Source organism: Vibrio casei, assembly GCF_002218025.2.
Lineage (GTDB): Bacteria > Pseudomonadota > Gammaproteobacteria > Enterobacterales > Vibrionaceae > Vibrio > Vibrio casei.
In genome coordinates, this window is the sequence record NZ_AP018680.1 from 1,137,411 (window position 1) to 1,160,249 (window position 22,839).

The 22,839-nt window shown below is 40.7% G+C and carries 20 protein-coding genes; 15 read left to right on the plus strand and 5 right to left on the minus strand.

Translation table 11 applies throughout. The annotated features are described in order from the left end of the window. Positions 1 to 82: 82 nt before the first annotated feature. The 6 genes from VCASEI_RS05475 (at position 83) to VCASEI_RS05500 (ending at position 5,659) form a co-directional block, all read left to right on the plus strand. Positions 83 to 1,480 (plus strand): COG3014 family protein, encoded by a 1,398-nt coding sequence (locus VCASEI_RS05475; protein ID WP_089110893.1) that lies wholly within the window; start codon positions 83 to 85, stop codon positions 1,478 to 1,480. Continuing rightward, a complete protein-coding gene (locus VCASEI_RS05480; protein ID WP_089110881.1) occupies positions 1,477 to 1,866 on the plus strand; it encodes a YcfL family protein in 390 nt (129 codons plus the stop codon). Before VCASEI_RS05475 ends, VCASEI_RS05480 begins: the two co-directional genes overlap by 4 nt. A 12-nt stretch (positions 1,867 to 1,878) precedes the next feature. Beyond that, positions 1,879 to 2,463 (plus strand): penicillin-binding protein activator LpoB, encoded by a 585-nt coding sequence (gene lpoB, locus VCASEI_RS05485; RefSeq protein WP_086959232.1) that lies wholly within the window; start codon positions 1,879 to 1,881, stop codon positions 2,461 to 2,463. A gap of 6 nt (positions 2,464 to 2,469) precedes the next feature. Beyond that, positions 2,470 to 3,369, plus strand: a complete 900-nt coding sequence (locus VCASEI_RS05490; protein ID WP_089110882.1) for a phosphotransferase — start codon at positions 2,470 to 2,472, stop codon at positions 3,367 to 3,369. A gap of 135 nt (positions 3,370 to 3,504) precedes the next feature. Continuing rightward, the gene (gene ycfP, locus VCASEI_RS05495; protein WP_086959236.1) at positions 3,505 to 4,044 is read left to right on the plus strand and encodes an alpha/beta hydrolase YcfP; all 540 of its coding nucleotides are present in this window, start codon (positions 3,505 to 3,507) and stop codon (positions 4,042 to 4,044) included. 325 nt (positions 4,045 to 4,369) lie between these two features. Next, positions 4,370 to 5,659 carry an NAD(P)/FAD-dependent oxidoreductase gene (locus VCASEI_RS05500; RefSeq protein WP_086959238.1) on the plus strand — a complete coding sequence of 430 codons (1,290 nt, stop codon included), beginning with the start codon at positions 4,370 to 4,372 and terminating at the stop codon, positions 5,657 to 5,659. A gap of 102 nt (positions 5,660 to 5,761) precedes the next feature. On the opposite strand, the gene VCASEI_RS05505 is transcribed toward VCASEI_RS05500, so the two are convergent. The 3 genes from VCASEI_RS05505 to mfd all read right to left on the minus strand — a co-directional run bounded on the left by VCASEI_RS05505 (position 5,762) and on the right by mfd (position 10,753). After that, the gene (locus VCASEI_RS05505; protein WP_086959271.1) at positions 5,762 to 6,307 is read right to left on the minus strand and encodes a GNAT family N-acetyltransferase; all 546 of its coding nucleotides are present in this window, start codon (positions 6,305 to 6,307) and stop codon (positions 5,762 to 5,764) included. A 72-nt stretch (positions 6,308 to 6,379) separates the two neighbouring features. Further along, positions 6,380 to 7,126, minus strand: coding sequence for a peptidoglycan binding protein CsiV (locus VCASEI_RS05510; RefSeq protein ID WP_086959240.1), 747 nt, complete (start codon positions 7,124 to 7,126; stop codon positions 6,380 to 6,382). A gap of 132 nt (positions 7,127 to 7,258) precedes the next feature. Further along, the gene (mfd, locus tag VCASEI_RS05515; protein ID WP_089110883.1) at positions 7,259 to 10,753 is read right to left on the minus strand and encodes a transcription-repair coupling factor; all 3,495 of its coding nucleotides are present in this window, start codon (positions 10,751 to 10,753) and stop codon (positions 7,259 to 7,261) included. A gap of 228 nt (positions 10,754 to 10,981) precedes the next feature. On the opposite strand from mfd, the gene lolC reads away from it, so the two are divergent. The 3 genes from lolC (at position 10,982) to lolE (ending at position 14,262) form a co-directional block, all read left to right on the plus strand. Continuing rightward, complete coding sequence (gene lolC, locus VCASEI_RS05520; RefSeq protein ID WP_089110884.1) at positions 10,982 to 12,205, plus strand: lipoprotein-releasing ABC transporter permease subunit LolC; 1,224 nt, start codon at positions 10,982 to 10,984, stop codon at positions 12,203 to 12,205. Between the two features lie 93 nt (positions 12,206 to 12,298). Next, positions 12,299 to 13,012: a lipoprotein-releasing ABC transporter ATP-binding protein LolD gene (lolD, locus tag VCASEI_RS05525; protein ID WP_089110885.1), complete on the plus strand. Its 714-nt coding sequence runs from the start codon at positions 12,299 to 12,301 to the stop codon at positions 13,010 to 13,012. 2 nt (positions 13,013 to 13,014) lie between these two features. Continuing rightward, positions 13,015 to 14,262, plus strand: coding sequence for a lipoprotein-releasing ABC transporter permease subunit LolE (gene lolE / locus VCASEI_RS05530; RefSeq protein WP_089110886.1), 1,248 nt, complete (start codon positions 13,015 to 13,017; stop codon positions 14,260 to 14,262). 229 nt (positions 14,263 to 14,491) lie between these two features. On the opposite strand, the gene VCASEI_RS05535 is transcribed toward lolE, so the two are convergent. Next, positions 14,492 to 15,001 carry a DUF2062 domain-containing protein gene (locus VCASEI_RS05535; protein WP_089110887.1) on the minus strand — a complete coding sequence of 170 codons (510 nt, stop codon included), beginning with the start codon at positions 14,999 to 15,001 and terminating at the stop codon, positions 14,492 to 14,494. A gap of 81 nt (positions 15,002 to 15,082) precedes the next feature. Between VCASEI_RS05535 and VCASEI_RS05540 the strand changes: the two genes are divergently transcribed. Genes VCASEI_RS05540 through kdsB form a run of 5 tightly spaced genes read left to right on the plus strand, consistent with a single transcriptional unit; the run spans position 15,083 to position 21,070 of the window. Continuing rightward, a complete protein-coding gene (locus tag VCASEI_RS05540; protein WP_162621026.1) occupies positions 15,083 to 17,320 on the plus strand; it encodes a DNA internalization-related competence protein ComEC/Rec2 in 2,238 nt (745 codons plus the stop codon). Between the two features lie 30 nt (positions 17,321 to 17,350). Beyond that, entirely contained in the window at positions 17,351 to 19,117 is a 1,767-nt protein-coding gene (gene msbA / locus VCASEI_RS05545) for a lipid A ABC transporter ATP-binding protein/permease MsbA (RefSeq protein WP_089110889.1), read from the plus strand. Between the two features lie 36 nt (positions 19,118 to 19,153). Next, positions 19,154 to 20,161: a tetraacyldisaccharide 4'-kinase gene (gene lpxK / locus VCASEI_RS05550; protein ID WP_089110890.1), complete on the plus strand. Its 1,008-nt coding sequence runs from the start codon at positions 19,154 to 19,156 to the stop codon at positions 20,159 to 20,161. Continuing rightward, complete coding sequence (locus VCASEI_RS05555) at positions 20,142 to 20,321, plus strand: Trm112 family protein (RefSeq protein WP_086959257.1); 180 nt, start codon at positions 20,142 to 20,144, stop codon at positions 20,319 to 20,321. The genes lpxK and VCASEI_RS05555 overlap by 20 nt, the downstream gene beginning before the upstream one ends. Next, positions 20,321 to 21,070, plus strand: coding sequence for a 3-deoxy-manno-octulosonate cytidylyltransferase (gene kdsB, locus VCASEI_RS05560; RefSeq protein ID WP_086959259.1), 750 nt, complete (start codon positions 20,321 to 20,323; stop codon positions 21,068 to 21,070). Before VCASEI_RS05555 ends, kdsB begins: the two co-directional genes overlap by 1 nt. 116 nt (positions 21,071 to 21,186) lie before the next feature. Here the strand turns inward: kdsB and VCASEI_RS05565 are convergent, their stop codons facing one another. Continuing rightward, positions 21,187 to 22,152, minus strand: coding sequence for an integron integrase (locus tag VCASEI_RS05565; protein WP_089110891.1), 966 nt, complete (start codon positions 22,150 to 22,152; stop codon positions 21,187 to 21,189). Positions 22,153 to 22,388: 236 nt separating this feature from the next. On the opposite strand from VCASEI_RS05565, the gene VCASEI_RS05570 reads away from it, so the two are divergent. Next, positions 22,389 to 22,745, plus strand: coding sequence for a hypothetical protein (locus VCASEI_RS05570; RefSeq protein ID WP_086959265.1), 357 nt, complete (start codon positions 22,389 to 22,391; stop codon positions 22,743 to 22,745). Positions 22,746 to 22,839 lie beyond the last annotated feature (94 nt).

Here is a 22,839-nt window from a genome sequence, read left to right on the forward strand (position 1 = left end):
TAAAGTATATAAATCACCGACAATGATTGAATCAAAAATAATTCTTGGCATTAAGTCTGACTTACCTTTGAATCACTGGTGGATGAAAGTAAGAGCTTTGGTGATTTTGTCATCAAGCCTGCTTCTGTCTGCTTGTGCGAACTTATCGGCAGGGAATCTATTTAGTCACTATGCATCCCAAAATAGTGATGTTTATTCTGAGGTTAAGGCTGGTAATTATAAAAGTGCGGAATCTGAACTAGAAGATTCTAACGTTGGTGGACCCATTCTAAGTAACATGGAAAAGGGGCGAGTGTCTTTCTTAGCGGAGAACTACCCACAAAGTTTTACTGCTCTTCAATTAAGTGATAAAGCCGCGACAGAATTGGCTCAACGATCGACTGTTTCTATTTCTGAAAGTGCGAACCAAGCGGGATCGCTTGCGACTAATGATAACTTAACGACTTATGAGCCTGCCGATTATGAACTCGGTTATTTGCATTTGTATTTGGGACTAAATTATCTACAGAAAAATAATTTAGAAGGTGCACTTGTTGAAATGCGTCGAGCAAATCAGGTACAAGAAAAAGCGAAAAAGCGCCGCCAACAGGAATTGCAAGAAGCGCAAGATAAAATGAAGAAAAATGGTGTGCAACCTAACTTGGGCAGTATTTTGTCGCAATACCCTGATGCAGGAAAAACCTTACAAGCGGTTCAAAATGGTTATCTTTTATTTTTGTCTGCCACGTTATATGAAGCGGATAATCAGTTAAATGACGCTTATATAGATTATAAACGTGCACTTGCGGTTAACCCCGAGAATAGCGAAATTATCGATGCGACTATTCGTATAGCGAAGCGTTTAGGGATGAATCAAGACCTACGCTCGTTAGTGAAACAATATGGTGAACCAAAGGTGATACCAAAAGGTCAGGGACAATTGATTGTTATTGATGAACGTGGTGTTGTCTCGGCAAAGAATAGTTGGCGATTGTCGTTGCCGTTATGGGATAGCTCTGGGCAAGTTCGATTCTATAGCGTTGCCTTGCCTGTTTATAAGAATGTTAGAGTGGAAAATTTTTCCCCTTTAATATTAGACGATCAAAGTTTATACCCAAGTTTATTAGCTGATACAAATTTAATGGCACAAAATGATTTGAGTGAGCGTATTGCTACGATGGTATTGAAGCAGGGGCTTCGTTTATATGTTAAAGATCAGTTAAGCCGGCAGGCTGCTAAACAAGATGATTCTGGTGTGGCTAACTTAATCGTGAGTTTATGGAATATTGCAACCGAGCAACCAGACACTCGAAGTTGGCTGACTTTACCTGCGCAAGTCTATAGCAGTAGTGTAAACTTATCGGAAGGGGAGCATTTTATTGTTGCAGAGGGTAAGCAATATCCAATTAATATTAGCGCGAATAAACGTACATTCGTATGGGTATCTCGTCAAGGTAATGCAACGACATTGTGGCATAAACAATTAGGAGCGATTCAATGAAAAAGTGGTTAGTTGTCTTTTTAGGAATGGTGGCATTAGTTGGTTGTTCAAATAATACTGCGGGTTTACGAATAGATAGCGCAAGTCAGCAAGTGCTTTATGGCGATAATGTTTTGGATGATCGATTGACGATTGATAATATCGACGCCAAAGACATGAACGGGAATACCCGTGGCTTAGTGAAAATTACCAGCAAATATGAAGATAACCAAAATCTTCAATATCGTTTTTATTGGTACGATGAACAAGGGCTGGAAGTGAATGCTAAGCAAGGTGCGTGGCGTCAATTTACCCTTCGTGGTTATGAATCAATAAGTTTAAGTGAAGTGTCCGTTAATCCGAATGCAAAAGAGTTTCGTATTCAGATTCGACCACAAGATAAATAAAGGAAATTTGTGATGAAAAAAAGTGCCATTGTATTATTGGGTTTAGCGGTTGTATTAGGTGGCTGTGCGAATAAAGTTCAGTATGGTGATGCGAATTCTGCAGAAACGACAACGGTCGATTTCGGGTCAACTGATTTGCAAAAAATTGCCAATGAAATGGTCGATAGCATGCTAGCCTCTGGCTCAGTTGCTGCAATTAATGGTCGCCCAATCGTGTTTGTTGATTCGATTAAAAACAAAACAAGTGAGCACATTGATACGGAATCGATTACGGATTCGGTTAGTACTAAGTTATTGAACTCAGGGAAATTCCGTTTCGTTGATATGGACAAAGTCGAAACGGTTCGTAAAAACTTAAATTTCCAAAATAATGACGAGCTTGTTGATCAAAGTAGCGCAGTAAAATTTGGTCAAATGCTTGGTGCTCAATACATGCTATACGGTAACTTATCGAGCATTGTAAAATCAGCAGGTAGCGATACTGACGTATATTACAAAATGACGATGCGTTTGATGGATTTGAAAACGGGTCTAATCGAATGGGCCGATGAAACCGAAATTCGCAAACAAGAGTCGAAAAGCTTTTTTGGCATGTAAACTACTATGACCATAGATTGCGTAGATATGTATGTTAAACAAGAACCAAGTTTAGCAATATTGAAGCAAAAGTGGTCTAAGACATTGATTGGAGCCAGCCCACTTACTGGAGGGTTAACTAATCAATGTTGGAAAGTCACAACACAATGTGGTCGTCATTATGTATGGCGACCACGTTCTTTTTCTACAGAAACGTTGTCGATCAGTCGACCGCATGAATATCAAATTCTCACCGCGTTACAACAAGCCGATTTTACCCCAAAAGTGGAAGCGCTTTTTCCTGAAGGTTTGTTGGTTGAATGGATTGATGGAGTCACCCTTTGTGATGTTACTAAAGGTGATAATCTCGATTTAGTTATGAAAAGCCTTTCAGACTTACATCAATATCCGTGGATCATTGAACCTCATTCTAAAATTAAAGAATTTGATTATAGGGCTTGCATTATGGCTTATTGGGCATCCTTACCAGAGCAAGCGCGAACGCCTATTCAGACCCAACGATTCGAACGTTTATATGTTGAAAGTGAAAGCCTACTACAGCAAACAATGGTGTTAGAAGGGGCGTGTTTGTGCCATTTTGATTTGGGTGATTATAATATTATTCAAAAACCGAATGCCGCTCTAGTGATTATCGATTGGGAGTACGCTGCATTATCAAACCCTATTATTGATATTACCACTAGCATTCTTGCGGGTCAGTTTGATATCGATGAAAGTCTGAAATCGTATTCAAAGAATTGCAATATTAACCTTAAATCTTGGACGGAACTTGTTCAACGTTGGGTGCCATTTTTACGTTTTATGGCATTATTGTGGCATCAAGTGTCGTTGTGTCTTCATGAACGTGCATCCGATAGAAAAGCAATAGAGATACTTGATAATCAACTGAAAGCAGATGGTTTTTAGATAAGAATAAATATACCCAAGCTATAATGTAGATCACTGTTCCGCCTTTCTTGTTTAAGAAACTTTGAAACAATGCTTTAAAACCACAATAAAAATGATAGATTAAATTATCAACTGAGAACTGAGGATGGTTCAATGATCATTTACTTACATGGCTTTGATAGTACAAGCCCTGGTAACCATGAAAAAGTGTTGCAGTTACAATTTATTGATGATGATGTGCGTTTTATAAATTACAGTACTTTACACCCTAAACATGATATGCAGCATTTGCTGAAAGAAGTGTCCAAAGTGATTGAACAAAGTGATGACCCCATGCCGTTAATCTGTGGTGTTGGGTTAGGAGGCTATTGGTCTGAACGTATTGGTTTTTTATGTGGCATAAAACAGGCAATATTTAATCCCAATCTTCACCCTGAAGAGAATATGCAGGGGCGAATTAATCGTCCTGAAGAATACACCGATATCTCGACGAAATGCATTACTGATTACCGAGATAAAAATAAAGAAAATTGTATCGTATTTTTATCTCGTCATGATGAAATTCGAAGTAATCAAGACGCTTATGATCTGTTATCGCCGCATTATCAAGTGATTTGGGATGAAAAAGAAAGCCATAAATTTAAGAAAATATCTCAGCACCTACAAAAAATGAAAGCTTTCAAACAAACTTAATTTGACCTCATTTTCTGATGGTATTATTTAAAAAAAGAGCCTGTTAGGTTCTTTTTTTTATGTCTATAGATTTATTGTCGGTTTTTATTGATCCTAATATAGGTGTGGATATAATGAGCCAGATCAAGTTTTTTGAGGATTCACCAAAAAATAGAATATGACTGAGACTCAATTCGCATATTTTGATTTCCCGATACGAAACCACTTTTTTCATCTCTCAAAGATGACCTCTTCTTAAAGTATCGATTTAGCATTGAAAGAATTTATTGGTTTGGTAAATAACCGAGCCGAAGACATTTTATCTTTATAAATTTAGGAGTGTCAGATGACGCGAATAGTTGTTGTTGGTGGCGGTGCTGGAGGTTTAGAGCTTGCCACAAAATTAGGCCGTACATTAGGGCGTAAACGCCGTGCAAGCATTACTTTGGTGGATCGCAATAATAGCCACCTATGGAAACCTTTATTACATGAAGTGGCGACCGGTTCTCTTGATGAGGGCGTTGACGCGTTAAGTTACCGTGCTCACGCTAAAAATCATTATTTTGATTTTCAAATGGGTAGCCTTGATGGGATTGATCGTGAACGTAAAACCATCTCTTTAAGTGCGATTAGTGATGAAAATAATGAATTATTGATTCCCGCACGTGAAATTGAATTCGATATTTTAGTGCTTGCGATTGGCTCTAAGTCAAACGACTTTAATACTCCAGGTGTTAAAGAACATTGTATTTTCCTTGATAGCCCAGAACAAGCGCACCGTTTCCGTAAAGAAATGAATAATTTGTTTCTTAAACTGCATGCGATACATGGTGAAGGTAAAGTGGATATTGCCATCGTCGGCGGTGGTGCTACGGGAGTGGAATTATCTGCTGAATTACATAACGCGATTAAAGAGCTACATACTTACGGCTTTGAAGATTTAGATTCTAGCAAGCTGAATGTGAATCTTGTTGAAGCGGGAGAGCGAATCCTTCCTGCATTACCACCTCGTATTTCTGCGGCTGCACATCACGAACTGACAAAGTTAGGGGTAAATGTTCGTACTGCGACGATGGTGACTCAAGCAGATTCTGATGGTCTTGTAACGAAAGATGGTGAGCGTATTCCTGCGCAGTTAATGGTTTGGGCTGCTGGGATTAAAGCGCCCGATTTTATGAAAGACATCGCAGGGTTAGAAACTAATCGTATCAATCAATTGGTGGTTAAACCAACTTTGCAAACGACGCGAGATGATAATGTTTTTGTTATTGGCGATTTAGCGTCTTGCCAACAAGCGGATGGTTCATTTGTTCCACCTAGGGCGCAATCTGCGCACCAGATGGCAAGCCGAGCTTATAGCAATATTATTGCGATGATCAATGACCATGCTTTGAAGCCTTATGTATATAAAGATCATGGTTCATTAGTATCATTAAGTCGTTTCTCTACAGTGGGGAGCTTAATGGGGAACTTGAGTAAAGGTTCTATGATGATCGAAGGACGTATCGCTCGTATTGTCTATATTTCGCTTTACCGCATGCATTTAGTGGCTTTACATGGCTGCTTTAAAACGGGACTAATGATGTTAGTTGGGCGTATTAACCGCGTGCTGCGTCCGAACTTGAAACTTCATTGATTCAAATTGAATTTGTTATTTATAAACGCTAGAAATTATAAATGCTAGAAATAGAAAAGGGGCTATCACTTCACATTGTGATAAGCCCTTTTTCTTTTTATGTTATCCATTTGATGGAATAACGGAAAATACCAACCCATCTTTAGGTTGGGAATTAAAAATATAACGGTTACGTGCTAGCCCTTCATTGGTTGCACCACAAGCTAAAGCCACTTGGTGACTGGCAAGGTTGCCCGGATCGCAAATAAATTCAATACGAGTGAGTTTTAAGTCGTGAAAGCAAAATTGGATTACAGCTTGAGTGGCTTCTTGAGCATAGCCTCGGTGTTGGTGGCTATCTTGTATCCAATAACCAATGGTGCCCATATTAAAACTGAAAGCTCGATCGGTTAACGCTGCCATACCGATGAGCTCATTGGTATTTCGAGTAAATACGCCAAATCCATACGCCATATTTTTCACCCAATTTAAGCGAGTGTGTAATAAAAAATCATCCGCTTCAGAAGTGGTGAAATCTTGGTGGCACCAATCTAGCCAAGGATATAAAGAAGGAGATCGACGAATCATTGTTGACAGTTGTTTAGCTTCATCTGCGTGAATAAGCCTGAGTGTTAGGCGAGAAGTAATAAGCTGTAGATCTGGAGTCATAATAGGCTTATCGTCCATGTTAAATACGAAAGAGGCCTAAATGGCCTCTTTTTATATTTTTTCACTTAAATTTTATTGAGCTTTACGTATTTGGATAATGACACCCATTAGTGGATTATCTAAATAATGTGTCTCTCCACTGCGAATTTGGCGTTTTTGCTGCATTCGGTAGCTATTTAAGAAATCTTGAACTTCGACTTTGGGTTTAATCGGTTCAAGGTTTCCGACTTGTACCATGCCATCGTCATTTTCATCTGTTGCATCTAGAACAGAATTTTGCAAAACCACTTCATTTTTTCCTGGTACGCGTAAATCTAAATTAGTCTGTAGATATAAGTAATGCTGAACATATACTTGAATCGTACCATCAAGTTCATTTAATGGCCTTTTTTCGATAGAAGTGGGTGTGCCATCTTCAGTAATCGCGCTTAAAGATCGACCATCAGGTGCATAGTTGCCTGAGAAATCTTGGCCAGCTTGAATGTGAAGAATCGGTGCACGGCTAGGGCCACGATCGGTTTGACGCCAAGCAACATGAACTAATGGTTTAAAGCCAGCATGACGCTCCAGTGCTTCAAATTGACGGTTTAGACGGTAATACCCACTTGGCAATAAGAACGCGCCATTTGAAGACATCATGTCCTTATCTCGATATGAAAAAGAACGCTCAAAATTAATTGGATCAAGATCTTGAGGCCAAGCTTCATTGACTTGAGTGGGGGCAACATTGCGCTTAAAAATGATGACCTCGATGTCAAAAGATCGTGCAAGTGTTGGTAATGAAACAAAAACTAATAGGAAGATAATCAGTTTTTTCATTGGTGCTCCATAATCAAAGGTGTATATCGATTCACGATATGCACCTTAGTTAGTAAATGTATTGGTATAAAATTAATGAGCGACTTATTCAAATTGTTAAAATGAATCAAGTAGCTCTGATTAATTAAATCGTTATCCTGCTTTTGGTAGCCGGTTTTGCTGAAATTGAGTTAATAAGTCATTGATGAAGCTAACGCGTTCACGTCTATCTGCTAATGGTACAATAAACTTGAACTTAGTGGGTCCTTCCATCGCAAATTTTTTCGGTGCTGATTGAAGTAGTTTAACCAAAAATGCAGGATTAATGTCTGCCGTTGGTAAGAATTCAATGTAACCGCCTTTATCATGTGCTTCGATTTTTTTCGCTTTTATTCTCGCCGCTTGGAGTTTCATTTGGCTTATCACTAATAAGTTTTTTGCAGCGTCTGGCAGTGTACCAAATCGGTCAATCAATTCTACTTTCATTTCAGTGAGTTCATCTTCATTGCTGACACTGGCAATACGTTTGTACATGGATAAACGTGTATTAATATCAGGAATGTAGTCATCTGGTAGTAATGCCGGTAGGCGTAATTCGACTTCAGTTTGTTCTCGTAAAAGCTCATCTAATGATAATTCTTTGCCTTCTTTAAGTGCGTTCACGGCTTGTTCAAGCATTTCCATGTACAAAGAAAAACCAACAGATTGAATTTGGCCACTTTGCTCATCACCGAGTAATTCACCCGCGCCACGAATTTCTAAGTCGTGTGTTGCAAGGGTGAAACCGGCCCCTAAATCTTCAAGTGATGCAATGGCATCAAGGCGTTTTACGGCATCCTTACTTAAGGCTTTAGGATGTGGTGTTAATAAATATGCATAGGCTTGGTGATGAGAACGACCTACTCGGCCACGTAATTGGTGAAGCTGCGCTAAGCCTAGTTTATCTGCTCTGTCCATGATGATAGTATTTGCCGTCGGGACATCAATGCCCGTCTCAATAATGGTAGTACAAACCAGTAAATTGAAGCGTTGGTGATAGAAATCATTCATGATGCTTTCTAGTTCGCGTTCACGCATTTGACCATGTGCAGTGGTAACCCGTGCTTCTGGAATGAGTTTAGCGAGATCGTCGGCGACTTTATCAATAGTTTCAACTTGGTTATGCAAAAAGTAAACTTGGCCACCACGCATAACTTCACGTAACACGGCTTCTTGGATCACGCTGTCTTCACTTTGGCGAACAAACGTCTTAATTGCTAAACGTCTGGCTGGTGGTGTGGCGATGATCGATAAATCACGCATGCCACTCATCGCCATATTTAGCGTTCGTGGGATTGGTGTTGCGGTTAAGGTCAGAATATCGACATCGGCACGCATGGCTTTCATTTTTTCTTTTTGACGGACACCAAACCGATGCTCTTCATCGACCACTAATAGCCCTAAATCGCGAAATTTAATATCATCTTGTAACAGTTTATGTGTTCCGATAATGATATCGACTTTGCCCTCAGCAAGGTCTATTAAGATTTGTTTTTGTTCCTTAGCTGATTTAAAACGAGAAAGCACTTCAACTCGTATTGGTAAGTTAGCAAATCGATCACGGAAATTTTCAAAGTGTTGCTGAGCAAGTAAGGTGGTTGGTACTAAAACGGCCACTTGCTTACTGTTATCGACGGCAAGGAAGGTTGCTCGCATGGCGACTTCTGTTTTACCAAAACCAACATCGCCACATACTAATCGGTCCATTGCTTTGGCTTGGCACATGTCAGAAAGTACAGCATTAATCGCCGTAGATTGATCGTCGGTTTCTTCAAAGGGGAAGGTGGATTTAAAGTTAACGTATTGCTCACGGTCATGAATAAACTTAAAGCCTTTTTTGACTTCGCGCTTAGCGTAAACATCGAGTAATTCAGCGGCGACATCACGAACTTTTTCTGCGGCTTTTTGACGTGCTCGGTTCCACGCATCGCTGCCTAATTTATGTAATGGTGCGGTATCTTCAGCGCCACCAGAATAACGGCTGATGAGATTTAATGACGATACTGGCACATAAAGTTTGGCATTATTGAGATATTCGAGCGTGACGTATTCCGTGGTGAGCCCACCGGCTTCTAGGGTTTGCAGTCCAATATAGCGACCAATACCGTGATCAAGGTGAACGACAGGCTGCCCTGGTTTTAGCTCAGCAAGATGCCTAATGATGGTATCACTATTGACGGCTTTTTTATCTTTTCTACGACGCTGGATAACTCGGTCGCCAAGCACATCACTTTCACAAATGAAGACAAAGTCTGGGCCATGATGAATAAATCCATGTTCGGTGGAACCCAGAACCAAGGTATATTTATCCTTTGATTGTAAAGCTTGCCCTAGGCTATCAAATTCTTTTGGCCGAATTTTGATATGGCTAAGTAGTTCGTTGAGAGCCTCACGACGCCCTTCCGATTCAACAGAAAAAACGATCTTTCCGATTGGGTTCTCGACAGCGTATTGTTCAAGATATTGACGAAGCTCGGAAAGGGGTTCTTTTAATTGATGCTGAGCATGCAGGTTTGGTAATGGGCTGAAAGGGGCATTAACGCGCCCAGCTTTTTCTTGAATAGGATCAATAGAAAGTAACCCTTGAGGCATACTTTTAAAGTAACCAAAAAGCTCATCTTTTTTTAGCCAGAGTTCGTTCGGCTCCAGTAATGGGCGTAATGGGTCTACTCTACGTTGATCATAGCGGTAATCTACATCCGCTAAGAAGTGATCAATAGTGGCTTCAAGATCGCCTAAGGTCAGTAACAGTGTGTTATCGGGTAAGTAGTCGAATAAGGTGTCGGTGTGCTCAAAAAATAACGGCTGCCAATATTCAATACCGGCAGGCCAAATACCTTTCGAAACTTGCATGTACACCGATTCAGGTTCTCGTCTGGCTTCAAAGCGTTGACGCCACCGAATTCTAAAATCTTCTATTGCTGATTCCGTCGTTGGGAACTCGTGCGCTGGTAATAACCGAATTTCGTTGATGTCTTCAATAGTGCGTTGGGTTTCAGCGTCGAACGTACGAATGCTGTCGATTTCATCATCAAAAAAATCAATTCGATAAGGGTTATCACACCCCATAGGGAATAAATCAATGATCGAGCCGCGGCTGGCATATTCACCAGGGCCAAACACTTGGTCGGCATGGCGGTAGCCAGATTTTTCAAGCTGCATGCGTAGTTTGTCTAGCGAATATAAGTCGCCATTTTTCACCATCAATGTCGTTTTCAGCAAATACTCTTTTGGAGACTGGCGCTGTAATAATGTGCTGATTGGAATGATGATAAGGCCCGATTGCTGAGTCGGAAGTTGGTAAAGCTGGGCAATACGGTCTGAAATAATGTCTTGATGAGGCGAAAAGTTATCGTAAGGCAACGTTTCCCAATCCGGAAAGAGTGACACTGAATGAGTCGTGAATTGTGAAACTTCATGATGAAGCTTTATTGCCATTTGGTGGTCAGGTACAGCAAGCAATGTTACGCCAGCATGCTTTTGAGAAAGCTCGGCAATGGTTAAGGCGAGTGCGCCACCCATAAGTTGGCCAATGTGCTTCTTGTCGCCTTCTTTTTCCGGTAAAGGCAGTGTCAATAAAGTGGTCTTATTTGATGATGTTTCAGACATAATTTGATTGGGCTTTTATAAATTGAGAATGCAATCGAATTTGAACAAACACGCTCTAGAGACGATTATTTCTTCTGATTATCGCTATGTGGCACAACTAATCAAGGGGAACACTAAAATTGATGCCAGAAGTTCGTCAATTCTTACTTTGTTATTGGTAAATCGTTCAGACAATCGTTATTCTCTGTTTTCATTATTTTTCTTCATTACTTTATCTAGGATACGTGCATGTTTCATCCAGTATCGGCCTTTATTGGTTTGCGATATTTAAAAGGTCGTTCAGGGGATAAATTCAGCCGATTTGTGTCGTATATGTCGACAGCAGGCATTTCGATTGGTGTTTTATCTTTGGTAACGGTTTTATCAGTAATGAATGGGTTTGAAGGCCAATTAAAGCAAAAAATTCTTGGGGTATTACCACAAGCGGTTGTCAGTCAAGGTGATGATCGTACTCCGTTTGAACCGACTCCCCCGACCTTCCTTAAACAGATTCCCCATGTGGAACGTATTTCCCCGATTGTTCGTAGTGAAGCGATCATTCAAAGTGCTTCCAAACTCAGTGCAGGATTAATGATCGGTATTGAGCCCCGTGAAGACGACCCGCTTGCCCAGAGAATGATGATGGGCAATATGTCGAATTTAAGTGCGGGGGATTACCATGTATTTTTAGGCCATTCATTGGCTCGAATTTTGAACGTGAATCTTGGTGATAAAGTGCGTTTAATGGTGACGAATGCCAGCCAGTTTACCCCATTAGGGCGGATACCAAGCCAACGTAACTTTACTGTTTCAGGCATATTCAATACTGGTTCGGATGTTGATGCGATGTTGATGGTGACCAATATTGAAGATGGGGGGCGCTTACTGCGTTATTCTAAAAACACAATGTCTGGTTGGCGTTTATTTTTTGATGATCCGTTCGTCGTGGCCGATTTATCGCAGAAAGTGAAGTCAGATAATATTTTACCCAATAACTGGAATTGGTCAGATTGGCGCGATCAACGTGGTGAGCTTTTTCAAGCCGTACGAATGGAAAAAAATATGATGGGCTTAATGTTAGGGCTGATTATTGCCGTTGCTGCATTTAATATTATTTCAGCCTTGATTATGGTGGTGATGGAAAAACAATCAGAAGTGGCGATTTTAAAGACTCAAGGGATGACGAATCATCAAATTCTTGCCATTTTTATGGTTCAAGGGGCAAGTAGTGGCGTGATTGGTTCGATTGTCGGCGGGATATTGGGAACATTACTTGCCGCCAATCTTAATGCCGTTATGAATACGTTAGGTTTTTCATTATTTGCATCCGGCACTGAGTTGCCAGTTGTGATTTCACCCGTACAAATTTTGGTGGTTATCCTTCTTGCCATCGCGCTCAGTCTTTTGGCAACGTTATTTCCTTCTTATCGCGCGGCATCAGTGAAACCGGCAGAGGCGTTGCGTTATGAGTAATGCTCCCTTTTGTCTTTTTGATTTCGATGTTTGCGATGTTAATTTTTTCAATGTCACCGTGCGTCAAACATCGGTGCTACAAGGCTACTCAATATGAAACCTTTATTAAGCTGTCAGCAAATTAGTAAAACGTACCGTGAAGGCCACTTAGAAACCGAGGTTCTTAAAGGGGTTAGCCTTGAAGTTCATAAAGGCGATTTTCTAGCTATTGTTGGATCGTCAGGGTCTGGAAAAAGTACCTTGTTGCATATCTTAGGGGCACTGGATAATGCCACCCATGGTGACGTGCAGTTATTTGAGCAATCATTGCTGAGTTTATCCGCAAATAAACAAGCCAAGCTTCGTAATCAACACATTGGTTTTGTGTATCAATTTCACCATCTTCTCGCCGATTTTACTGCCTTAGAAAATGTTGCAATGCCTTTATTGATTGGCAAAATGAAAGCGAATGAGGCAAAAGAAAAAGCCAAAGCGGTGTTGGAAAAAGTAGGGTTGGCTCATCGTTTAGAACATAGACCTTCAGAATTGTCGGGTGGTGAGAGGCAGCGCGTTGCCATTGCGCGCGCATTGGTGAATCAACCCGATTTAGTATTAGCCGATGAACCTACGGGGAATTTAGATCAAAAAACGGCGTTGGAAATTTACGACTTAATGCGCCAATTAAATCAAGATTTTGGTACGGCATTCTTGGTGGTGACGCATGATGCGAATTTAGCATCAAAAATGGATAAGCAATTTGCGATGCAAGATGGCATTTTGAACTGGCAACTGCAACCTGATGCTTATTCTGAGTTGGTGAGTGAATAACGATGTTTTTATCCATGTTTATCGGCTCTAAGTTTAGCCGAGCAAAAGAGCGGAATAAGTTGGTTTCTTTTATTTCTTTCTCATCCACCATTGGTATTGCAGTGGGTGTTGCTGTGATCATTATTGGTCTTTCTGCAATGAATGGCTTTGAGCGTGAATTAGAAAATCGAGTGCTGTCGGTTATTCCTCAAGCGGAAATTGAAGGAGTACGAGCCCCGATTGACGACTGGCATCAAATTGTTCGTATCGCTAATAAGAATAAAGAAGTAAAAGCTGCTGCACCGTATGTTCGTTTTACGGCCTTGTTAGAACGTGGAAGCAAACTGAAAGCAGTTGAAGTGCGTTCGGTGGATGCGGATTTTGAGCGCGCGGTCTCTAGCTTGTCTAATTATGTTGATAAAGATGCCTGGCAAAATTTTCGTGCGGGCGAAAATCAAATTATTTTAGGAAAAGGTGTGGCCGATAAGCTGAATGTTAAGGTTGGCGATTCAGTGACCGTGTTAATCCCACCGGCAGGTAGTAATGCTAATGAATTGCAGTTAAGTTCACCGAAACGGGTTCGTTTGAAAGTGACGGGGTTATTGAGTCTTGGTGGGCAAATTGATCATGGTTTAGTGTTGATTCCACTTGAAGATGGGCAGCAATATCTCAATATGGGTAATGGCGTCACGGGGATATCGTTAAAGGTTTCATCGGTGTTTGAAGCCGATAGAATTGTGCGAGAAGTGGGTGTGAATGTACCCGTTTATGCTTATTTAAAAAGTTGGAAGGAAAAATACGGCTTTTTGCATCATGACATTCAAATGGTTCGCACTATTATGTATTTAGTGATGGTGCTAGTGATTGGCGTGGCGAGCTTTAATATTGTGTCGACCTTGATGATGGCCGTGAAAGATCGCGCCGCCGACATTGCTATTTTAAGAACTATGGGGGCCAGCGATGGTCTGATTAAACGTATTTTTGTTTGGTATGGCGTGCTTTCTGGTGTGTTGGGCAGTGTGATTGGTAGTGTTATTGGTGTTACCGTTGCGTTTAATTTAACGCCAATCATCAAAGGGATAGAAGCCTTGGTTGGTCATCAGTTCTTGTCCGGTGATATTTATTTTATTGACTTTCTACCTTCGCAAGTTGCTTGGCCTGATGTCTTTTTAGTTTCAGGGACGGCGATTACGTTAAGTCTACTCGCTACTTGGTACCCTGCATCACGCGCGAGTCATTTAAATCCAGCGACGGTATTGAGTGCAAAATAACGATACATTGGGTTGAGCATACTAAGATTCATATAGACAGTTTCTATTGTATGGTATGAATAAAAGTTGTCTCAAAAAAAAGAGTGCTATCAAGATGGTTCATTACGAACTTTAACTTGGTAGCACTTTTTTATTTCCCTTTAGGAAGGGAGCATTTAAAAACTGAATTTTGGTGTGTTATTGAGTTAACTTGCGCTGAGTGAACGGCATTTAACGAATTTGAACACTATTATCTTGAGCGTCGTTTTTTCCAACTGCGAACAACGGAATAGCGCCATAGTCCTTGAATACCAAAATAACCAATAGTTGCTAATACCGCGCCACATACGAAACAACCTAATAACAGAGGTGGGGCGATAGTATTGATTTGTTCTACGAAGAAATTCCACGTCAATTCAAAATGGAAATTTTGGGTTGGGTTGTGCAAGATCCAAGAGCCAACACGATACGCAAAATAGAATAAAAAAGGCATGGTGATGGGATTAGTTACCCACACTAAAGCAACCGATAACGGTAAGTTAACACCGCACATAATCGCAGCACCAGAAGCCATAAGCATTTGGCTAGGGAGTGGAATGAATGCAATAAATAAACCCACCGCAAAAGCACCTGCCGCAGAATGGCGATTCAAAGACCATAAATTTGGATTGTATAAAACGTTTCCAAATATTTTTAATGCTTTTTGGTTTTTTATCGTTTCATGGTTAGGCATGAAACGTTGTAGTAATTTTTTTGGCATAAGTGGGTGGCTCGTATTAATCGCAATTTAAATATGATCGGATTTATGCTTAGTGTCGCAAGTGGTGTGCTATGGTCAAGCATGCCAACATCAATATGGCTGCTGCCGATTGTAGTACTATTTCTAGTTCTTTACCTCACTAATTCCGCACAATGGGCGATGGGGGCAATAATCGGTTGTGCCGTGGTGATATTGCACGCCAATTTATTTAAAGATCGAACCTCTTTACTTTTCCAACATGGTGAGAAAATAACCTTGCAGGGGAAAGTGGTTAATCTTTACCAGCCAACGGATCACGGTGGTCAATTTACGTTTTTAGTCGACCAAATAGATGAAAGTAAGGTGCCTTTTGGGCTAAGGCCAACTATTCAGGTATTTGAATCTTCATTTTCAGATCAAATTTACACACCTCAACTGGGTGAGTATTGGCAACTGCATGTTTCAATAAAACCGATTATTGGGCGTTTGAACGATGCAGGTTTTGACAGTGAACAATATTATGTCGCTAATAGTTGGAGCGGTAAAGCAGTTATTGAATCTAGCCACCCAGATAACCACAAAATTTCACCGAGTTCTTCTTGGCGTTTATGGTTGCATGGGAAAGTGGCTTCTCAAAGCCATGATCTTCCTGCCTTTGCTTATCTATTGGCGCTAGGCTTTGGTGATCGTAGTTATATTGAATCGGAGCAGTGGCAGCAACTCAAAGACACTGGGCTATCGCATCTTATGGCCATTTCGGGGCTGCATATTGGGTTGGCTATGTTGATTGGCTGGTGGGTGGGTATTGCAGCTCGAATCGTATTATCACAATGTTCGTTATTTAATTACCGCAGTTATGCTTATTTTCCTCTGATTCTTTCTGGTTTATTGGCCTTATTCTATGCTTATTTAGCAGGGTTTTCGTTGCCCACGGAACGTGCGTTGATCATGGGAGGGGCTTTTCTTTTTATGAAGGCGATGCGACTTTATTGGGCAAGCTGGCAGGTTTTATTATATAGCCTATGCTTTATACTCGCTTTGGATCCATTTTCTATTTTACAAGTCAGCTTCTGGTTGTCGTTTTATGCCATTCTTATTATTTACTTATCGCTTTGGTTTATTTGGCCTTCTTCTCATTTTTGGGTGCAAAAAATACGCAGTATTCTTATTGTACAAATGGGTATTTTTATTGGTTTATCACCGTTAAGTATTATCATTTTTGGGGGAATCAGTTGGATTTCTCCTTTCGTTAATATTGTTGTGATTCCATGGGTAAGTGTTGTGACGGTACCACTATTATTCATATCGTTATTCATTACCGCGATCACAGGGCTATGGAATGATGTGGATTCTGCTTTTATTTGGCAGTGGGTTGATGTTTCTTTAAGGCCTGTCTTATGGGTACTAGAACGGAGCTCTGGCGTGTGGGTAAACATGCCTATATGGTGTGGCTATGGGGTTTTCTTATTCAGTATCTCGCTTGTGTTATTACGCTTTCGTTGGCACTTTTCGGTTATGGCACTTTGGTTGGGTTTTTTGTGTGTATTGATTTTTCCTATTAAACCTGAACCAAAGTGGCGAATTGATATGTTGGATGTAGCACAAGGCTTGGCCATATTAATTAGTCAGCATGGGAAGTGGGTTTTATATGATACTGGTGTTAATTGGCCGGGTGGGAGCATGGCGCAATCCGTTATTATTCCGACCTTACAGAGAAAGGGCATTCATCAGCTTGATGGCTTCGTGATTAGTCATACCGATTCTGATCATGCAGGTGGGCGTACCGTAGTAGAAGATCAATTAAACCCCAAGTGGAAAAGAAGCAGTGAGAATATAGCTGGTTATCAGCCTTGTGTTCAGGGGGAATCTTGGCGTTGGGGTGAATTGCAGTTTGAAGCGCTGTGGCCCCCAAAAAGGGTTGATCGAGCGTACAATCCTCATTCTTGTGTTATTCAGATTACCGATGGTGATTTTTCTTTATTGCTGACGGGCGATATCGATGCGATTTCTGAGATCTTAATTGCCCGTCAATACCCTGACCTACAAGCTCAAGTGATGTCAGTGCCACATCATGGTAGCCGTACATCGTCGCTATTTTCTTTTATTGAAGCCGTAGAACCTGAGCTAGCGCTTGCGTCGGTGGCGAAAAATAACCAATGGAATTTACCCGCAAAGGATGTGGTAGAACGATATCAACAGCAAGGGATAAGATGGTTGGATACGGGAAATGCAGGCGCAATATCCATTTCGGTTTATGAAAAACAATGGTTGATTGAGAAAAAGAGAGGAAACCAATATGAGCCTTGGTATAGGCAGATTGTTCGTAAAGGGTTAGAATGAGGGCAATTGTCTAATTAAAATTAAGCCTTTATGACTCATAAAAAAGACACCAAAGTCGAAAAAGACGAAACAACTTTCCAAACCTTTAAGAAATTGTGGCCGATGATCAGCGTTTATAAAGCGGGTCTAATCGTTGCTTCAATTGCTCTTATTATTAATGCCGCCAGTGATACCTATATGGTGTCATTGTTGAAGCCTTTACTGGATGAAGGGTTTGGCAGTACGGAATCTAATTTTCTAAAAATATTACCGATTATTGTCATGGGTATGATGATCGTTCGTGGTCTGAGTGGATTTATTTCGACCTACTGCTTGAGCTGGGTGTCGGGCAATGTGGTAATGGAAATGCGCCGTAAGCTCTTTAATCACTTTATGCAAATGCCCGTCAGCTATTTTGATAAAGAATCGACCGGTTCATTACTTTCCCGTATTACCTATGACTCAGAACAAGTTGCTGCGGCAACCAGTAAGGCGCTTGTCAGTATTGTACGTGAAGGCGCGAGTATTATTGGTTTGTTATTCTTAATGTTTTGGAATAGCTGGCAGCTTTCTTTGGTCTTGATCGTCATTGCTCCGATTGTTGCATGGGCCATTGGTATCGTTTCAAAACGTTTTCGTAAGATCAGTAAGAACATGCAAGACACCATGGGCAATGTGACGTCTTCTGCCGAGCAAATGCTGAAAGGGCATAAGGTGGTGTTAAGTTACGGTGGTCAAAGCGTTGAAAAAGAACGTTTCGATAGCGTCAGTAATAAAATGCGTCAGCAATCCATGAAATTGGTTTCAGCTCAAGCTGCTGCTAACCCCATTATTCAAGTTATTGCCTCGATTGCTTTGGTTGTTGTGCTGTATCTTGCCAGCATTGATTCAATAAAAGAGCAGTTAACACCAGGTACATTTTCTGTGATCTTTTCGGCGATGTTTGCCTTGATGCGTCCATTAAAAGCCTTAACTAATGTCACGTCCGATTTCCAAAAAGGGATGGCTGCTTGCCAAACTTTATTTGAATTAGTTGAAATGAAACCTGAAGTGGATACAGGCAGTAAAGAAGTTGAAAAAGTAACGGGTAATTTATCGGTTAAAAATGTCACGTTTACTTACCCAACCAAAGATACGCCTGCACTAAGGGATGTTTCGTTTGATGTGCCGGCAGGTAAAACCGTTGCCCTAGTCGGGCGTTCAGGTTCAGGTAAAAGTACTATCGCCAATTTGTTCACGCGTTTTTATGATGTGGATGAAGGGGAGATTTATCTTGATGGGCATGAATTGCGTGAATACACCTTATCTAATTTACGTTCTCACTTTGCTTTAGTGTCTCAAAACGTTCATTTATTCAACGATACTATTGCCAATAATATTGCCTATGCAGCGCAAGATCGTTACAGCATCGAAGAAATAAAGCGTGCAGCGGATCTGGCCCATGCTACTGAATTTATCGAAGGTATGGACGATGGCTTCGATACCATGATTGGTGAAAACGGTGTGAGTTTATCTGGGGGGCAACGTCAACGTCTTGCCATCGCTCGTGCATTATTGCGTGATGCACCTGTACTGATTCTAGATGAAGCGACCTCAGCATTAGACACGGAATCTGAGCGTTCAATTCAAGCGGCATTGGATGAATTGCAAAAGAATAAAACCGTGATTGTGATTGCTCACCGTTTATCGACAATTGAAGAAGCGGACCAGATTTTAGTCGTCGATGAAGGCGAAATAATTGAACGTGGTAACCATGCTGAATTAATCACAAAAGACGGTGCTTATGCTCAATTGCACCGTATTCAATTTGGTGAATAAAGTGTTAGTAAGCGTTCAAGTTCATGGATGTTGGCGATGATTGAAAAAATATGGTTTCATCGCCACCCACTTGGTTGGTTACTCGCGCCATTACTGTGGCCGCTAAGTTTGATTTTTAAAATCGTAAGTCGTCATCGTCGTCAACGCTATCAATCTGGTCAACAATCGACATACCGAGCGCCGGTTCCAGTTATTGTCGTGGGCAATATTACGGCTGGTGGTAATGGTAAAACACCTGTGGTGATATGGTTGGTAGAAATGCTGCAATCTCTTGGCTTTAAACCTGGAGTGGTGTCTCGCGGTTATGGTGGAAAAACTGAACATTACCCTTTATTGGTTCAAAGTGACACACCATCGGCGCAATCGGGAGATGAACCATTATTGATCAAGCGACGAACGGGTGCACCGGTTGCTGTTGATCCTGTTCGTAGTCAAGCAGTTAAAGCTTTACTTGAACAAGATGTCGATATTGTTGTGACGGATGATGGCTTACAACATTATGCGTTAGAGCGTGATATTGAATTGGTGGTCATTGATGGTCAACGCCGTTTTGGTAATCAATATTACATTCCTTTTGGGCCTTTACGCGAAGGCTTAGAACGCTTGTCTGACGTGGATTTCTTGATTACCAATGGTGGCACTGCTCAACAAGGTGAAATCGCCATGATGCTAGCACCAAGTGATGCTGTTAATTTAAAGACAGGGGAAAGAATGCCTGTTCAAGCATTAAAACAATTAGTCGCTTTTGCTGGAATTGGTCACCCTCCTCGTTTTTTTAACACGTTAAATGATTTAGAGGCTGATGTGGTGAAAACACAAGCCTTTGCTGATCACCAAACCTTTGAACCATCGGAATTATCGGCGTTAGCGAAGCAAGGCCAACATTTGATCATGACAGAAAAAGACGCCGTAAAATGCTATCAATATGCTCAAGATAATTGGTGGTACTTACCCGTTTCTGCCAATATTAATGAAAGCGACACACAAAATATTATTCAAAAAATTATAGAGGTTAAAGCCCAATATGGATCACCGTCTACTTGAAATCGTTGCTTGCCCAATCTGTAAAGGGAAAGTAACGCTAGATAACGATAAACAAGAGCTTATCTGTAAATTAGATCGTTTAGCTTACCCCATTAAAGAAGGTATTCCCGTAATGCTGGAAGTGGAAGCGCGTAAAATGGCGATGGACGAGGGGCGCTAATGTCTTTTACGGTTGTTATTCCATCTCGCTACCAATCTTCACGCTTGCCAGGGAAGCCTCTGGCCGATATCGCGGGTAAACCCATGGTTCAATGGGTATACGAGCAAGCAAAACAAGCGGGTGCAGATAGAGTGATTGTTGCCACTGATGATGTTCGTATTCAAACAGCGGTAGAATCGTTTGGCGGGGAAGTGTGCATGACATCCCCCGATCATCAATCTGGTACCGAACGCTTAGCGGAAGTGATTAAAAAAATGAGCATTGCTGATGATCATATCATCGTAAATGTGCAAGGCGATGAACCATTAATTCCACCTAGTATCATTAAACAAGTAGCTGAAAACCTAGCCAATAGCACTGCTCCAATGGCAACCTTAGGCGTAAGCATCGATGAACCACAAGAAGTGTTTAATCCAAACTCCGTAAAAGTCGTAACGGATAAAGATGGCTACGCACTTTATTTCAGCCGCGCTTCAATTCCTTGGGATCGCGACGCTTGGGCTAGTGACAATAAAACCATTCGTCAACCATTGATGCGCCATATCGGTATTTATGCATATCGTGCTGGTTTCATTAATACTTACATTGGTTGGCAACCAAGTGCATTAGAACAAATAGAATCATTAGAGCAATTACGCGTGCTTTGGTACGGTGAAAAAATTCATGTTGCGCTCGCTAACGAAGCCCCTGCCGCTGGGGTGGATACCCCTGAAGATTTAGAAACAGTAAGACGAATTTTAGCCCCTTAATTTTATTGGCCTAGGCACAATCGAAAAAACAAAAAAGCCTCTTATTTAGCATTAGCTTATTAGAGGCTTTGTTGTTTATATCGGTTATATCTGTGATTGTTTTTGAATAAAAGTGTTTAACTGAGTAAAGACAACGGGCTCATTACACCACTCGCACCACGTTCAATCACATGAGTATATATTTGCGTGGTCTTAACATCTGAATGCCCTAATTGCTCCTGAACAGTTCTGATATCTGCACCGGATTCGAGTAAGTGAGTTGCAAAACAGTGGCGTAAAGTATGGCAAGTCACTTTCTTCTTAATACCAGCCTCGCGTGCCGTTAATTTAACCGCTCGCTGCAAAGAGCTTTCATTAATGTGGTGGCGTGAGAACGTGCCATCATTTTTTATTGTAGAGGTGGTATGAGACGGAAATAAATAGTGCCAATTAAATTCGGTTGGAGCTAATGGATATTTCTTTGCCAGTGCATTAGGTAAATACACGCCGCTATAGTCATGATGTTGTATATCAAGTGAATAGAATTTATGACTTATATCTTGTTGAGCTTGTATTAATGGGTGAAGTTCTTTTGCTAATGTCACAATCCGGTTTTTATTGCCTTTACCTTGCCAAACTCGAACCGCGCCATAATCTAAATCGATATCATGATTTCGTAAGCGAATACACTCCATTAATCTTAGTCCTGATCCATACAGTAACTTAATGGGTAATTCATAGCTGGGGTGCACACATTGCATAAATTGTTTTATTTCATATCTTGTTAAAACGACAGGCAAGGCTTTATCTTTATTCGAACGCTTAAAATTCATATTTAGAGAAAGAGGAGTACCAATAATTTCTTTGTATAAAAAGCTAATCGCATTGAGTGCAACCGCTTGGGTTTTTATCGCTACGTTCTCATTGACCACAAGGTGAGTTAGGAATGCTTCAACCTCTTTATTTGATAAGGTACTAGGGTGCGCTTTATGGTGAAAGTAAATATATTTTACAATCCAATATAAATAAGATTTTATCATTTTTTGAGCGTAGTGGCGGCTAGCCATAAACTCGCGAATATAGGTTAAAAAAGGAGATTTCATCAGGCGCCTCTATGCTGTTTTTATATACAGTAATTATGATATTGACTTTCAGCAATGACTAACTGGCAAAGTGCCTTATTTTCTGATTTATATCTAAATAATGAAACAAATAGTCATTATTATACATAAGCTTGGGATCTACTTGATGTATAGTAGGAAAACTAAACAGGCAAACGGCTGTCAGGAAAGACGGCACTTTGCCGTCTAATAAGCGTTATGTGTCAGTGTAAATAAATATGAATGATTATCTTATCGGAATTATGTATCACGAACCAGAGTCATGGGATCTATGGAATAAAGGTGTTATCGAAGATTATGAATCCTCGACAGGCATATTTATAACCGCAAGCTCTATAGCTGATGCGATTAAATGGGCGGAGATTATTGGCGAAAAACTTTTACGTTTTGTTAATTCTGATAACTCTCTAAGTTACTCAAAATTAAATTATGAGTGCTGGCATGAGCCTGATATTAAAGAAAGCGGTTGGGATCATTGTCTATCTCATTTTCAACATGTTAAAGTTGGGGAAATGCCAAACTTAAAGAACATGACTACAGAATCTTATGAAAAGTGGCAAAGTGAAAACACATAACAAATAAGGATAGGTGTCGCGCAGCCGACACCTTATCTGGGTGTTGAACAAGCCCGAAGCTGCTTATTATTGTAAATTGGTCTATATTATTTTT

What these genes read in the sequence shown, in the direction of transcription:
- VCASEI_RS05475 (WP_089110893.1), top strand. Translation starts at nt 83, where the DNA reads ATGAAAGTAAGAGCTTTGGTGATTTTGTCATCAAGCCTGCTTCTGTCT.
- VCASEI_RS05480 (WP_089110881.1), top strand. Translation starts at nt 1,477, where the DNA reads ATGAAAAAGTGGTTAGTTGTCTTTTTAGGAATGGTGGCATTAGTTGGT.
- lpoB (WP_086959232.1), top strand. Translation starts at nt 1,879, where the DNA reads ATGAAAAAAAGTGCCATTGTATTATTGGGTTTAGCGGTTGTATTAGGT.
- VCASEI_RS05490 (WP_089110882.1), top strand. Translation starts at nt 2,470, where the DNA reads ATGACCATAGATTGCGTAGATATGTATGTTAAACAAGAACCAAGTTTA.
- ycfP (WP_086959236.1), top strand. Translation starts at nt 3,505, where the DNA reads ATGATCATTTACTTACATGGCTTTGATAGTACAAGCCCTGGTAACCAT.
- VCASEI_RS05500 (WP_086959238.1), top strand. Translation starts at nt 4,370, where the DNA reads ATGACGCGAATAGTTGTTGTTGGTGGCGGTGCTGGAGGTTTAGAGCTT.
- VCASEI_RS05505 (WP_086959271.1), bottom strand. Translation starts at nt 6,307, where the DNA reads ATGACTCCAGATCTACAGCTTATTACTTCTCGCCTAACACTCAGGCTT.
- VCASEI_RS05510 (WP_086959240.1), bottom strand. Translation starts at nt 7,126, where the DNA reads ATGAAAAAACTGATTATCTTCCTATTAGTTTTTGTTTCATTACCAACA.
- mfd (WP_089110883.1), bottom strand. Translation starts at nt 10,753, where the DNA reads ATGTCTGAAACATCATCAAATAAGACCACTTTATTGACACTGCCTTTA.
- lolC (WP_089110884.1), top strand. Translation starts at nt 10,982, where the DNA reads ATGTTTCATCCAGTATCGGCCTTTATTGGTTTGCGATATTTAAAAGGT.
- lolD (WP_089110885.1), top strand. Translation starts at nt 12,299, where the DNA reads ATGAAACCTTTATTAAGCTGTCAGCAAATTAGTAAAACGTACCGTGAA.
- lolE (WP_089110886.1), top strand. Translation starts at nt 13,015, where the DNA reads ATGTTTTTATCCATGTTTATCGGCTCTAAGTTTAGCCGAGCAAAAGAG.
- VCASEI_RS05535 (WP_089110887.1), bottom strand. Translation starts at nt 15,001, where the DNA reads ATGCCAAAAAAATTACTACAACGTTTCATGCCTAACCATGAAACGATA.
- VCASEI_RS05540 (WP_162621026.1), top strand. Translation starts at nt 15,083, where the DNA reads ATGCCAACATCAATATGGCTGCTGCCGATTGTAGTACTATTTCTAGTT.
- msbA (WP_089110889.1), top strand. Translation starts at nt 17,351, where the DNA reads ATGACTCATAAAAAAGACACCAAAGTCGAAAAAGACGAAACAACTTTC.
- lpxK (WP_089110890.1), top strand. Translation starts at nt 19,154, where the DNA reads ATGATTGAAAAAATATGGTTTCATCGCCACCCACTTGGTTGGTTACTC.
- VCASEI_RS05555 (WP_086959257.1), top strand. Translation starts at nt 20,142, where the DNA reads ATGGATCACCGTCTACTTGAAATCGTTGCTTGCCCAATCTGTAAAGGG.
- kdsB (WP_086959259.1), top strand. Translation starts at nt 20,321, where the DNA reads ATGTCTTTTACGGTTGTTATTCCATCTCGCTACCAATCTTCACGCTTG.
- VCASEI_RS05565 (WP_089110891.1), bottom strand. Translation starts at nt 22,152, where the DNA reads ATGAAATCTCCTTTTTTAACCTATATTCGCGAGTTTATGGCTAGCCGC.
- VCASEI_RS05570 (WP_086959265.1), top strand. Translation starts at nt 22,389, where the DNA reads ATGAATGATTATCTTATCGGAATTATGTATCACGAACCAGAGTCATGG.